We start from the raw sequence: 13,249 nt of genomic DNA on the forward strand, positions 1-13,249 counted from the left end.
TCTCTGACAAATGGCAGACACACAACCCGCCACATTCAAGGAGACCATAATGCGTTTCGCACCCGCCGCCGCCGCTCTTTCGCTATTTGTTGCCGTGAGCGCCAGTGTGGGCAGTGCAAGCGTTTATGACCCCGATCCGCGCGCAGAAGCGCTTGTTGCGGAAGGTGAGGCGCTGCTTGCCGCAGGCGATACGCAAGGCGCGATTGACGCCTATGAAGCCGCGCTCGCCGTCGATCCGGGCTACACCGAAGTCTATCTGGAGCTAGCCGAAGCCGCGCGGGCAGAGGGCCTGCAAGGCAAGGCTATCGGCTATTACCGCGAGGCGCAGGAGCGCGATCCGGAAAACCTAGCCGCAATTGCAGGCGAGGGGGAAGCATTGGTTGAAAAGGGCGCAATGTCCGCCGCCGCCGAAAATCTCGCCGAATTGCAGAGCCTGTGCGGCGATGGCTGCACCGAAACAATGCAACTTGCGGCATTCATTGATCGCGGCCCTCCGGTGATGACAGCAGAAGTGGTCGCTCCGGATGATGGTGTGGCGCAGAATTAAGATCACGTCATCCCAGCGAAAGCTGGGATCCGTTCGACCTCTAGGCGAAATTCCACCAGATCCCAGCTTTCGCTGGGATGACGGCGCTAGTCGATATGTGGCTTAAAATCCGCCACCACGGCCTCGTAAACATCGCGTTTAAACGGCACAATCAGCTCCGGTAGCAGGTCGGGATCGACCCATTTCCACTCGCAGAATTCGGGGTGCTTGTGCGCCTCAAGGTCGATGTCTGAATCATCGCCGGTAAAGCGCACCAGGAACCAAGCCTGCCGTTGGCCGACATATTTACCGCCCCACAGCTTGCCGTGTAGTTCGGGGGGCAGATCGTAATAGAGCTCGTCATCCATCTGGTGGACCACTTCGAGATGGCGCGGTTCGACGCCCGTTTCCTCGCCCAATTCGCGCAGCATGGCTTCGCGCAAGTCTTCGCCATCATCGACGCCGCCCTGCGGCATTTGCCACCAGTCGCCTTCCTTGTTGTCGATCCTCTTGCCGACGAAAGCTTCACCTTGTCCGTTGATCATCATCGTGCCGACGCACGGGCGGTATTGGCTGCGGTCTGGTTTGCTCATGCGGGCGATGTAGCGACAGCGGGGGACGGGTAAAAGGTGCCTATTGCGAAGCAGACAGAAAATCTTGATTGTTTCCGGCGCGCGCAGAACCTAGGTGCCAGCCCCAAGAGTTAAGGCGCCAGCATAAGGCGCGGCAGGAAGAATTTATATGGCAAGCCAAGCGACCGAGGTCCGGTCAGATCTATCGCAACAGGATGCAGTCGTCGTGCGCTTCGCTGGAGACAGCGGAGACGGGATGCAGCTGACGGGCGGGCAATTCACGCTCTCCACCGCGCTTGCCGGCAATGACCTTGCGACATTCCCCGATTTCCCCGCCGAAATCCGCGCGCCGCAGGGCACGCTGTTCGGCGTTTCGGCTTTCCAAATCAATTTCGGCGCGCGCGAAGTGAACACGGCGGGCGATGCGCCGGATGTACTGGTCGCGATGAACCCGGCGGCGCTGAAGGTGAACCTGCCTTCGCTGAAGCCCGGCGGTCTTGTGATCATCGACACGGGCGAATTCACCAAGCGCAATCTCGACAAAGCGAAATACGATGTAAATCCGCTGGAGGATGACACGCTCGCCAAGTTCGACACGCTGAAGCTCGACATCTCGGCGATGACGGTGGAGGCGGTCAAGCCGTTCGGCCTTGGCAATAAGGATGCACTGCGCTGCAAGAACATGTGGACGCTGGGCCTTGCGTTGTGGATGTTCGATCGTCCGCGTGAGCCGCTGCAGGAATGGCTCCGCAACAAGTTCAAGAACAAGCCCGACATTGCCGATGCCAACATCGCTGCACTCGATGCAGGCCATGCCTATGGCGAGACGGCTGAGCTGGCAGGGCCGCTGCGCCAGGTCCATCTCGACCCCGTCCCGACCGCGCCCGGCCTTTACCGGACCGTGACTGGCGCAGAAGCGGTTTCGCTTGGCCTTGTCGCTGGCGCTCGGCTGCTGCGCCTGCCGATGTTCTTCGGCGGCTATCCGATCACGCCTGCGTCGGCAATCCTGCATCACCTTGCGAAGCTCAAGGAATTCAACGTCACCACCTTCCAGGCGGAAGACGAGATTGCCGCGATCTGTGCTGCCATCGGGGCGAGCTATGCGGGTTCGCTTGGTGTCACCTCCTCCTCCGGCCCCGGCATCGCGCTAAAGGGTGAGGCGATGGGCCTCGGCATCATGACCGAGCTGCCGCTGGTGATCGTCAATTCACAGCGCGGTGGCCCTTCGACGGGCCTTCCGACCAAGACCGAGCAGAGCGACCTCTACCAGGCCGTCTATGGCCGCAACGGCGATGCGCCGATGCCGGTGATTGCTGCGCGCTCGCCTTCGGACGCGTTCGAATGCGCGATAGAGGCGTGCAAAATCGCGGTCGAATACATGACGCCTGTGATGCTGCTGACCGATGGCTACATCGCCAATGCCAGCGAGCCATGGCTGGTGCCCGATCCCGAAAGCTACGAGCGCACACCAGCCGAATTCCTCACCGAGAAGAACGGCCCGGACGACACGCTGCTTCCCTACAAGCGGGACAGCAAGGGGGCGCGACCGTGGATCAGGCCGGGCACGCCGGGCCTGATGCACCGCATCGGCGGGATCGAGAAGGCGGTCGACACCGGCCACATCGATTACGCTCCCGACAACCACCAGGCGATGACCGATGCGCGCATGAACAAGATCGCCAATATCGCCGTCGCCGATCAGGAGATCGAGCTGGGCGCAAAGGGTGGGAAGCTTGCGGTCGTCGGCTGGGGCTCGACCTACGGGCCGATCCATCAAGCGGTGCGCCGTGCGATTGCGAAGGGCCTCGATGTGAGCCACATCCACGTCCGCAATATCTGGCCGCTGCCCGCCAATCTGGGCGAGCTGCTGCACAGTTACGACCATGTGCTGGTTCCGGAAATGAACACCGGCCAGTTCAAGACAATCCTGCGCGACCAGTTCCTCGTCGATGCGGAATCGCTCAGCAAGACGAGCGGCCAGCCTTTCGCCATTTCCGAACTGGAAAGCGCCATCGCGCGCTGTATCGATGAGAAATGCGGCGGGCAGGTCGAAGTCAATGACGACCAGCTTCCCAGCCCCGTTGGAGACGAAGCATGAATGCTCCCGTAAAAATCGAAACGACGCTGAAGGACTGGGAAACCGACCAGGAAGTGCGCTGGTGCCCAGGTTGCGGGGACTATGCGATCCTGAAGGCTGTGCAGCGCACGCTGCCGCAGCTTGGCGCTGATCCGTCCAACACCTGCTTTATCAGCGGCATCGGCTGCTCGAGCCGTTTCCCCTATTATATCGAGAGCTATGGTTTTCACACCATCCACGGCCGCGCGCCGGCGGTGGCGACGGGTGTGAAACTGGCCAATCCCGATCTCGACGTGTGGCTGATCACCGGTGATGGTGACGGGCTTTCCATCGGCGGCAACCACATGATGCATGTGCTTCGCCGCAACGTGAACATGCAGATCATGCTGTTCAATAACGAGATTTATGGACTGACCAAGGGGCAGTACTCGCCCACCAGCCGCCCCGGCACGACGAGCCCTTCGACTCCCGGTGGTTCGATCGACCAGCCTGCAGAGCCTTGCGCCTTTGCGCTCGGTGCCGGTGCACGCTTTGTTGCGCGCGGTTTCGATGTCTCGAAGAAGCTGCCCGAAGTCCTCAAGGCAGCCCATGCGCATAAGGGCGCGGCCTTTATCGAGATTTTCCAGAACTGCATCGTTTACAACAAGGATGTGTTCAACGAATTCGCCGCTCCCAAGGGGGCGGAAGATAACCAGCTTTGGCTGGAGAATGGCCAGCCCATGTTGTTCGCCAAAGGCGAAAAAGGCCTGACGCTCAATCACGATACGCTGCGGCTCGAAGTGGTCGATGTCGTCGATGGTGATTGGGAAGCCGCGAAGGTGATCCGCCATGACGTCACCAACCGCGCCATCGCCCACATGCTGGTGGAACTGCCTTTCGGCCCGTTCCCCAAGGCGCTGGGCGTCATCTATGATGACCCGGCCCCCGCCTTCGAAGAGCAGGTTGTCGAAGAGAATAAGCGCCTGTCGGAAGGCAAGGAGCCCAATCTCGCAGCTCTGCTCGCCAAAGGACAAACCTGGACTGTCGAGGGATAGTTAACCTAGGGCAATGTCCTAAAAGACACGTCTTTTGAATAAAATGCCGCAAATGCGAAGGAGAGCGTCTTGCTCCTTTCGCATTTGACGCGTAAGTGGCTTGCTTCACTACTACACACTGTGTCGAGGACCGGGAGAGGCAGCGTCTCATGCTTATGGCAGCGCCAAATGAGCTGATCCAAGACGGGCGCAGTATTTTCCGCTCTTTCAGCCTGCAGGTCCTCTGCGCTGTCGGTATTGGCTGCTTACTGCCAGCCCTGCTGTATTATGGGCCCGAATTCCTGTTTTCACGCATGGGGAGCGTTCAGCACAGCGTTATCGCATCGGTGCTGGCCACGATCAGCGGCGTGTTTTTCGCGCGCAGGCTGCACATCTACCCCGGTGTGAAGCAATTCGGTGCTGTCATCCCGCCTTTCATAGCGACCTATGGGCTTGCGGCTATCGCCATCCTCGTCACCCGGCTTGAATATTCGATACCCTTTTTCGGGGTGAATTTCGCCCTATCGCTGACGATCTATCTGGCGATCATGGTCATCGCGACCCGCTTTGACCAAAACGTGTTTTACACCGTGCCGGGTGGGCGCGTGAAACGCCTGCGCAATGTCGGTCTCCATATGCGCGCAATGCCGTCGCCAATCCTGCCCAATCACCGCGGCGCCATTCTGGTTGCAGACCTGCACGCCGATCACGAAGATGCCTGGGTAAGATTGCTGGCAAACGCGGCGCTGGAAGGCATTCCCGTTTTTCACTTCAAGCAGGTGAGAGAAGCAGCGACGGGCAAAGTCCAGGTCGAGCATCTGTCCGAGAATAGCTTTGGCTCGCTCCTGCCGAATATGAGTTTCATGCGGGTAAAGCGGCTTGCCGATCTGCTTTTGTGCTTCATTTTTCTGCCTCTTGCCATCCTGCCTCTGATGCTGGTCGCGCTGCTGATCAAGCTCGATTCCCCGGGCCCTGTATTCTTCCGCCAAAGCCGCGTCGGCTATCGCGGCGTACCGTTCCGTGTGCTGAAATTCCGCACCATGCGCACCGAAAAGCTGGAAGAGGATGAAGCCGCGCGCCGGGCCAAGGCGATGACGGGTGACGATGATCCACGCATCACGAAGCTTGGCCGCTTCCTGCGCAAAACGCGCATTGATGAATTGCCGCAAATGTACAACATTATCTTCGGTCATATGAGCTGGATCGGCCCGCGACCCGAAGCTATCGAGCTGTCGCGCTGGTATCGCGAGGAAATCCCTTTTTACGATTATCGCCACATCGTGCGGCCCGGCATCACCGGTTGGGCGCAGGTCAATCAGGGCCATGTGACCGGTCTCGACGATATCGATGACAAGCTTCAGTATGATTTTTATTACATCAAGAATTTCTCATACTGGCTGGACTTCCTGATCCTTGTGCGCACGGCACTGGTCGTTTTCACCGGCCACGGCGCGAAATAGGATCAGCCGCGCGGCGCGAGTTTCGCCGCCAGAGCTTCCCATTGCGACAACACGGCGCGGCGATTGAAGCCTTGCTCTACCAATGCGCGCGCATTCTTGCCTTGCTGTGCGCGATAAACGGAATCGTCGGCGTATTGGATCAGGCGCTCCGCCAGACTTTCCGCGTCATTCACCGCTATGACTGCCCCCGAATTGCTCTCCGGAACGATGCCACCCAGCTCTCCCTCGGTGCTGCCGATGAATATCACTGGGCGCCCGCTCGCCGCCGCGCCATAGAACTTGCTCGGCACGATCAGTCCTTCAAGCTCCGGCAGCAAGGACACCCAATGCACGTCGGGCACGGTGAGCGAGTGCCCAAGCTGTTCCCGCGGTTGGTACGGCTTGAATGTGAAGTTGGACAGGGTGCGCGCTTCCACTTCGCGTTCCAGATGCTCACGCAGGAAGCCGCCACCAATCACGAGGAAGCGGATGTCGCTGCGGCCCTTTTCCTGTAAGGACTGCGCTGCCGACAGCAGGGTATCGACTTCATGCGCGCGGCCGAGATTGCCGGAATAGCCGACGACCAGATCGGTTTCGGCAAAGCCCCATTCCTTGCGCAGCGGATTGTCGGCCGCATGGATCGGGCGAATGCTCTCATCATCGGTCATATTTGGAATGACCGTGATGCGCTCCGTTTCCACACCGCGCTGTGCCAGCAATTCAGCCATTTTTTCGCCGATGGCTATATTCATGTCCGCTTTGCGCAGCGATCGATCGCGCAGCGCCCTTGTCAGGCGGGCCGGCACGCTGTTTATTCCGATAACCCCAAACGCCTCGGCGACTTCGGGATAGAGGTCCTGCAGCCAGTTCGCTTTGCGCGCGCCTTTCAGACCGGCGGCAATGCCTATGGGCCATGAAAGGACGGGCGGATCGGTCTTCGCCACCACGACATCTTTTGCGCCAGCGAGTGATAGTGTCTTGAAGAACGCGCTGACATAAAAGCCGAGATAATCAATCAGGCGACCGATAATATTGCCCCGGCCGAAACTCGGTGTTGCTACACGGTGGATGCGCACGCCGCGATGGGTCTCATCCGCCGGGTATGGACTCTCATCGCTTTCATAGGACAGCCTACTGGCGATGACTTCCACCGCATAGCCGTTTTCGGCCAAGTGAAAGGCGACATCGCTCAAGATCTGCGAAGTCGCGCTGCGATCCGGCCAAAAATAGCGATTGACGAAAATGATCGATCCGCGCGCGCTATCGCTCATGGCAGTTTTTCCAAGTCATTCATTCGGCTGTGGCGATCGGCGGCGGACCAAATCAGCCAGCGCCCCGCCAAGTGCGCGGCTCTATGCGCCTGCGAAAGGGAAATCAATTAGCCTGTGATGAGCGCCGATCACGCCTTTGGGCTTGTGTCAGGGCAGCGAAATCCGGCAAGGCGAAGTCATGGACAACCTTACCCATTCACTTGTCGGCGCGCTGATCGGGCAGGCGGGGCTCAAGAAGAAGACCGGGCTCGGCATGCCCGCTCTCATCGTTGGGGCCAACTTGCCCGATGTGGATGCGGCGTGTTTCTTTTGGCTCGAAGGGACAGAGCACCTTGGCTTTCGTCGGGGCATCACTCACGGACCGCCAGCGATGTTGCTGTTGCCGCTGATATTGGCAGGGCTGCTATGGGGATGGGACCGCTGGCAGACATCGCGCGGGAAGCGGCCTGAGGGACGGCTTCCTGTACATTTTGGATGGCTTTACGCATTGGCGCTGATCGGGTGTTTGTCGCATCCAGCGCTCGATTGGCTCAACGTTTATGGCATCCGCTTTCTTGAGCCGTTTTCCAGCCAGTGGTTCTATGGCGACACGCTGTTCATCATCGACCTGTTCCTCTGGTTGCTGATGGGTCTCGGTTTGTGGTTCTCCCTGCGCAAAGAGAAGCGCGGCGGGAATTGTCAGGGCTTGGCGCGCAATGTGCTGGGCATTGCCGGGCTGTACATCGTCCTGAATTTCGCGATCAGCCAGTACGACAAGGCGCAGAACACGTCTTACGTGGCGTCCATCAGCTCACCGCCGCCGGTGTTTTTCTGGCAGCGCGAGACCATCGGCATTGGCGGGGCGGGCAATTACTTCATCGACGGGGAACGCATAGGCAATGCCCCGCTTTCCGCCTGCGATCTCCACGCAGCGCGAGCCGCAAGCAGCCAGATCGAAGCGTTCATGTTCTGGAGCCGCGCGCCCGTCCTCGACCTGACAGAAGAAGGCACTTACGTGCTTGGCGATGCGCGCTTTTACGATCCACGCAGCCGTGATCGTTTCAGCATCGAAGTGCCGGCCGAGTTTTGCACGGAACCCGCGCCGCGCTGATGCGCTGATTGCCCGTAACAACGGGGAAATTGCGTGTCCGAACCACAAATCGTCTGGCTGCGGCGTGACCTGCGCCTCTGCGACCATCCTGCATTCACTGCGGCAGCGCAGGCGGGTCCCGTCATCGCAGTCTATATTCTTGATGATGAGACACCCGGCGATCACAAGCTTGGCGGGGCGAGCCGCTGGTGGCTGCATCACGCGCTCGAAGCGCTGGACAAAGATCTGGGCCGCCATCGATCCAAACTGATCTTGAGGCGCGGGAAAGTAACCGATGTGCTCCCCAAGCTCGTCGAAGAGACAGGCGCTGTTTGCGTCCACGCCATCCGCCATTACGAGCCGTGGTGGCGCAAGGCGCAGGGCGAGTTGAAAGACGAGATCCCGCTTGAATTGCACGATGGCAATTACCTGCTGCCGCCCGGTTCCGTGACGACCGGCTCGGGCGATCCCTACAAAATCTACACACCGTTCAAAAAATCGATGTTCCAAGCCATCGACGGGTTCGATATCCTGCCCGAGCCGAGTTTCGACAATCCCGATAGCTGGCCTGATAGCGACAATCTCTCTGATCTCGATTTGCTGCCGACGAAACCCGACTGGTCTGGCGGCATGCAGGATTTCTGGGGTTCGCAGCACGGCACTTCTGCGGCGATGGAAGCCTTTGAGGACTATCTCGACATCGTCTCGGAGTATGATGACAAGCGGAACCTGCCGAGCGAGCACGGCACCAGCCGCATGTCCCCGCATCTGCATCACGGCGAAGTTTCCCCGCGCATGCTGTGGGAAGCGATGAGCCGCTACACCTCCGATGGCGCGACGACCTATCGCGAAGAGCTGATCTGGCGCGACTATGCGCAGAACGTGATTTGCCAGTTTCCGGCCTACGGCAAAGAGCCTTATCGCGATGGCTATGACGAAAATTTCTGGCGCAACCCCAATCGCGGCCATGTGATCCAGGAGGAGCTGGAGAATTGGCAGCGCGGTGAGACGGGCTATCCCATCGTCGATGCAGGCATGCGCGAGCTTTGGGCAACCGGCTGGATGCATAATCGCGTGCGCATGATCACCGCCAGCTTCCTCATCAAGCATCTGCTGATCAACTGGACCCACGGCGAGGAATGGTTCTGGGATACGCTGTGCGATGCCGATTACGCCTCCAACGCCACCAATTGGCAGTGGGTGAGCGGGACCGGAGTCGATTCCAACATGTTCGTGCGCATCATGGCGCCGCTCAGCCAGTCGGAGAAATTCAACGCAGGCGATTACATTCGCCAATGGGTGCCCGAGCTGAGCCATATCGAAGGCGATGCCATCCACGATCCGGAAGAGCATGGCTGCAAGCCGGACGATTACCCCTCCAAGATTATCGGCCATAAGGGAGCTCGCGAGCGGGCGCTGGAAACCTACAGGGCGAATAAAGACTAGGCTGCGCTTGAATGCCGGGCGGGCGCTCGGCATAGGGTTCCCATGGCAAGCCGCAATGCTAGGGGAGGGGTGCTGCTCGAAAGCGGGCGGAGGTATGGCGCGAAGCCCGGCCTCCTCGCGCGACTGGCGGCACCTGCCGTTTCCAAAATTCTCGACCGAATTGATTTGGGGCTTGTTGCTGGCACGCTTTACGGCGTCTTACCCGATGGATCGCGCCGCACGCTTGGCGGACATGCGCCGGGGTTCGAGTGCCAGGTCACCCTGCACGATTGGCGAGGGCTCCTGCGCATTGCGACGGGCGGCTCTGTAGGTCTTTATCAGGCGTGGGAAGCAGGCGAATGGTCGAGCGATGATCCGGTCAGTTTCTTCGCCCTGTTCGTGGCCAATGCCGATACGCTGGGCGATGTCGCGCGGGCCAAGGGGCCGTGGCGCTGGGCGAGCCGGATGCTCCATGCGCTCAATCGCAATACCAAGCGTCAGGCTGAAAAGAACATCCACGCGCATTACGATCTCGGCAATGATTTCTACGCGGCGTGGCTCGATCCAACGATGAGCTATTCTTCGGCCTATCAGCTGGAAGACAATCTCGAGGACGGCCAGCAACACAAATGGCACCGCCTTGCAGAGCGGGTGGGAACGCCCGAAAGTGTGCTCGAAATCGGCTGCGGCTGGGGCGCGCTCTCTGCATATTTCGCCGAGAAGGGTGCGCGCGTCGATGCGATCAGCCTGTCCGAAGAGCAATTGGCGTGGGCGCGAGAGCACCATCCCGGCGTACAATTCCTGAAACAGGACTACCGCGACACCTCCGGCCAGTTCGATGCCATCGTCAGTGTGGAAATGGTCGAGGCGCTGGGCCGTGAATACTGGCCCACTTTCATGGACTGCATCGCTCGCAATCTGAAGCCCGGCGGGCGCGCCGCGATCCAGTATATTGCCATGCGCGATGAGCTGTTCGATGCCTATGCCAAGAGCGCCGATTTCATTCAGGCCTATGTGTTTCCCGGCGGAATGCTGATCCGCGCCAGCGAATTTCGCGCGCTTGCGGAGGAGCGTGGCCTCAGCTGGGAAAAACAGGAAGATTTCGGCCTCGATTACGCCGAGACGCTGCGCATCTGGCGCGAGCAATTTGACGCGGCGGCGAGGGCCGATAAGCTGCCGCCTGATTTCGACAAGCGTTTCCGCGACTTGTGGCGGTTTTACCTGATGTATTGCGAAGGTGGATTTCGCGGCGGAGGAATCACCGTCAGTCAGGTGACGCTAGTCAAATAGTATACTCACTGGGGAGAGAGACATGAAATCGCAGATTTTTACCGGGTGCATCGCGGCAGTCTTACTCTCGGGATGCGCGCACTCCGCCATGCCGGATGCAAGCGCTGAAACTGCCTCTGCTCCCGCGCCCCAGCCAACGACGGCGGTCGCTCAGGCTCCTGTCGCCACCCCCTCGCAACAGATGGCTATTCCGGCAGACCGCAACGTGCTGTTCTGGCCGCAGGATGTGCGCGCTGTTGCGTTTCGCATGATGGACCAGATGCCGCAGGTCGCGCAGTCCCGCGTGATCGACGCCGGCTCGCAAGTGATGCCTTTGCCAGAAGGCGAACCGCTCGATCTGGGCGAGTTCGATTTGGATGCTTTCATGCAGTCGCAAAGCTCGGCAGCAATTGTGGTCGTGCTCGACGGGGAAATCGTGCTGGAGCGGTATGGGCTCGGGATGACAGCGGCCGATCGCTGGACGAGCTTTTCGGTCGCCAAGAGCCTGACTTCCACGCTGGTCGGCGCCGCACTTCAGGATGGGCATATCGAAAGCCTCGATGATCCGGTGACGCGCTATGTCGAGGATCTGCAGGGCTCAGCCTATGACGATGTGTCGATCCGCCAATTGCTCACCATGAGTTCGGGCGTGCAGTGGAGCGAGAATTACGGCGATCCGAATTCGGATGTGGCGCGGTTCGTTGATCATCAGGCCGAAGACGGCCTCGATGTTACCGTCAGCTATATGCGCAACCTTCCGCGCGCGAATGAGCCGGGCACGAACTGGCGGTACAGCACAGGCGAAACCAACCTTGTCGGCGTGCTGGTGAGTGAAGCTGTCGGCATGCCGATCGCCGATTACCTCTCGCTCAAAGTGTGGCAGCCTTTCGGCATGGCTTACGATGCGACCTGGCTGCTGGGTGATACCGGGCATGAAATCGCCGGCTGCTGTGTTCAAGCTACGACGCGGGATATGGCGCGCTTCGGCATGTTCACGCTCACCGATGGGACGATCGAAGGGCAGAGGATCGTGCCCGAAGGCTGGTTTGCCGAGGCGACCGACCCTGCATTTCAGCTAACAGGGCGAGGCGATGGATATGCGTATCAATGGTGGACGCATCCGGGTGATACCTACGCCGCGCAAGGCATTTTCGGACAGGGCATTTTCATCGATCCCTCGCGCGACCTTGTGATCGCGACCAACGCCAACTGGCCCGACGCAACCGGCAACGGCGGCAAGGGGGCAGAGCGATTTGCATTCTACACCGCTGTGATGAATGCCATCGATGCGCGAACCGGAGACTAAGCGAAAATGCCGACCTTTCTCAAATGGTTGATCGGCATAATTGTCCTGCTGCTGGCGGCAGTCGGTATCTATGTCGCCACGCTGACGGACGACCAGCGCGCGGTGCTCGCCAATATGCCGACCGATACGGACGTATTGTTCTGGCCAGAGGAAACGCGCGAGGCCGCGTTCCGGGCGATGGACGCATTTCCGGCTCTGGCAGAGGCACGGGTGATCGAAGCGGGGGAGGCGACCTATCCGCTGCCTGCTGGCGATCCGATCGACCTCGGCACCTTCGACATGGACGTCTTTATGAACAACCAGAATTCCGCCGGGATCGTCGTTGTCCATGATGGCGAAGTCGTGCTGGAGCGCTACGGCCTCGATTTCTCCGCCGTTGGCAAGTGGACAAGTTTCTCGGCTGCCAAGAGCTTCACTTCCACGCTAGTCGGCGCAGCGATTGCCGATGGATATATCGACAGTCTCGATGATCCGCTGGTGCAGTATATTCCTGACATGGCGGGCTCGGCCTATGCCGATGTGACCATCCGCCAGCTCCTCACCATGTCGAGCGGCGTACGCTGGAGCGAGGATTACGCTGATCCCGAAAGCGACGTGGCGCGCTTCAACAATCACGTTTCCGAAGAGGAAGGCGTTGATTCGCTTGTCGATTACATGCGCCAGCTGCCACGCGAGGCGGAACCCGGCACGCGCTGGCTTTACAACACCGGCGAGACCAATCTGATCGGCGTGCTGGTGCGCGAGGCGACGGGCAAGGATCTCGCCGATTATCTTTCCGAGAAAGTCTGGGCGCCCTTCGGCATGGAGCAGGATGCAACCTGGCTCCTCTCCAATTCGGGCAGCGAAATTTCCGGATGCTGCATTCAGGCGAGTACGCGCGACATGGCGCGGTTTGGCCTATTCGCCATGGGTGGCGGCATGGCTGGCGGGGAGCGTGTCGTGCCCGAAGGCTGGTTCGAAGAAGCGACCACTGCAGCCTTCGAGACAGGGCGGTTCGACCGCGGCTATGCCTATCAGTGGTGGACCTATCCGGGTGGCGCGTACGCAGCGAGCGGTCTCTACGGGCAGGGCATTTTCATTGATCCTGCGCGCAATCTCGTCATCGCCACGCATTCCAACTGGCGGCAAGGCACGGGGAATGATGGAGCGGGGACAGAGCGCAATCAATTCTACGCCGCCGTGCAGGCAGCCATTGACGCAGAGCGCGGCGAAGAAGGCGTACGCGTCGGCGAACCCGCCGAGCCGATGGTTCGATAAGCCAATGGTGAACGCCGGGGTAGGA

11 protein-coding genes are annotated in these 13,249 nt (G+C 59.9%); 9 read left to right on the forward strand and 2 right to left on the reverse strand.

What is annotated here, in order from left to right; translation table 11 throughout:
• The first annotated feature begins 49 nt into the window (after positions 1-49).
• A complete protein-coding gene (locus I5L03_RS07450) occupies positions 50-547 on the forward strand; it encodes a tetratricopeptide repeat protein (RefSeq protein ID WP_197921117.1) in 498 nt (165 codons plus the stop codon).
• Between the two features lie 86 nt (positions 548-633).
• Here the strand turns inward: I5L03_RS07450 and I5L03_RS07455 are convergent, their stop codons facing one another.
• The gene (locus I5L03_RS07455) at positions 634-1,119 is read right to left on the reverse strand and encodes an RNA pyrophosphohydrolase (protein ID WP_197921118.1); all 486 of its coding nucleotides are present in this window, start codon (positions 1,117-1,119) and stop codon (positions 634-636) included.
• Positions 1,120-1,267: 148 nt separating this feature from the next.
• On the opposite strand from I5L03_RS07455, the gene I5L03_RS07460 reads away from it, so the two are divergent.
• The 3 genes from I5L03_RS07460 (at position 1,268) to I5L03_RS07470 (ending at position 5,648) form a co-directional block, all read left to right on the forward strand.
• Positions 1,268-3,196: a 2-oxoacid:acceptor oxidoreductase subunit alpha gene (locus I5L03_RS07460; RefSeq protein ID WP_197921119.1), complete on the forward strand. Its 1,929-nt coding sequence runs from the start codon at positions 1,268-1,270 to the stop codon at positions 3,194-3,196.
• Positions 3,193-4,209, forward strand: a complete 1,017-nt coding sequence (locus tag I5L03_RS07465) for a 2-oxoacid:ferredoxin oxidoreductase subunit beta (protein ID WP_197921120.1) — start codon at positions 3,193-3,195, stop codon at positions 4,207-4,209. Before I5L03_RS07460 ends, I5L03_RS07465 begins: the two co-directional genes overlap by 4 nt.
• A gap of 155 nt (positions 4,210-4,364) precedes the next feature.
• Positions 4,365-5,648 (forward strand): sugar transferase, encoded by a 1,284-nt coding sequence (locus I5L03_RS07470; protein ID WP_197921121.1) that lies wholly within the window; start codon positions 4,365-4,367, stop codon positions 5,646-5,648.
• 2 nt (positions 5,649-5,650) lie between these two features.
• Here I5L03_RS07470 and I5L03_RS07475 read toward each other — a convergent pair whose 3' ends face one another.
• Positions 5,651-6,898 (reverse strand): glycosyltransferase family 4 protein, encoded by a 1,248-nt coding sequence (locus I5L03_RS07475; protein ID WP_197921122.1) that lies wholly within the window; start codon positions 6,896-6,898, stop codon positions 5,651-5,653.
• Between the two features lie 178 nt (positions 6,899-7,076).
• Here I5L03_RS07475 and I5L03_RS07480 point away from each other — a divergent pair, with 178 nt between their 5' ends.
• The 5 genes from I5L03_RS07480 to I5L03_RS07500 are packed head-to-tail and all read left to right on the forward strand — an operon-like array spanning position 7,077 to position 13,224.
• Positions 7,077-7,988: a metal-dependent hydrolase gene (locus I5L03_RS07480; RefSeq protein ID WP_197921123.1), complete on the forward strand. Its 912-nt coding sequence runs from the start codon at positions 7,077-7,079 to the stop codon at positions 7,986-7,988.
• A 33-nt stretch (positions 7,989-8,021) separates the two neighbouring features.
• Entirely contained in the window at positions 8,022-9,413 is a 1,392-nt protein-coding gene (locus tag I5L03_RS07485; protein ID WP_197921124.1) for a cryptochrome/photolyase family protein, read from the forward strand.
• A gap of 42 nt (positions 9,414-9,455) precedes the next feature.
• The gene (locus tag I5L03_RS07490) at positions 9,456-10,682 is read left to right on the forward strand and encodes an SAM-dependent methyltransferase (RefSeq protein WP_197921125.1); all 1,227 of its coding nucleotides are present in this window, start codon (positions 9,456-9,458) and stop codon (positions 10,680-10,682) included.
• Positions 10,683-10,704: 22 nt separating this feature from the next.
• The gene (locus I5L03_RS07495) at positions 10,705-11,967 is read left to right on the forward strand and encodes a serine hydrolase domain-containing protein (RefSeq protein WP_234035136.1); all 1,263 of its coding nucleotides are present in this window, start codon (positions 10,705-10,707) and stop codon (positions 11,965-11,967) included.
• 6 nt (positions 11,968-11,973) lie between these two features.
• Positions 11,974-13,224, forward strand: a complete 1,251-nt coding sequence (locus I5L03_RS07500) for a serine hydrolase domain-containing protein (RefSeq protein WP_197921126.1) — start codon at positions 11,974-11,976, stop codon at positions 13,222-13,224.
• Positions 13,225-13,249 lie beyond the last annotated feature (25 nt).

Origin of the sequence: Aurantiacibacter sediminis (assembly GCF_016019885.1) — a bacterium.
Taxonomy (GTDB): Bacteria; Pseudomonadota; Alphaproteobacteria; order Sphingomonadales; family Sphingomonadaceae; genus Alteraurantiacibacter; species Alteraurantiacibacter sediminis.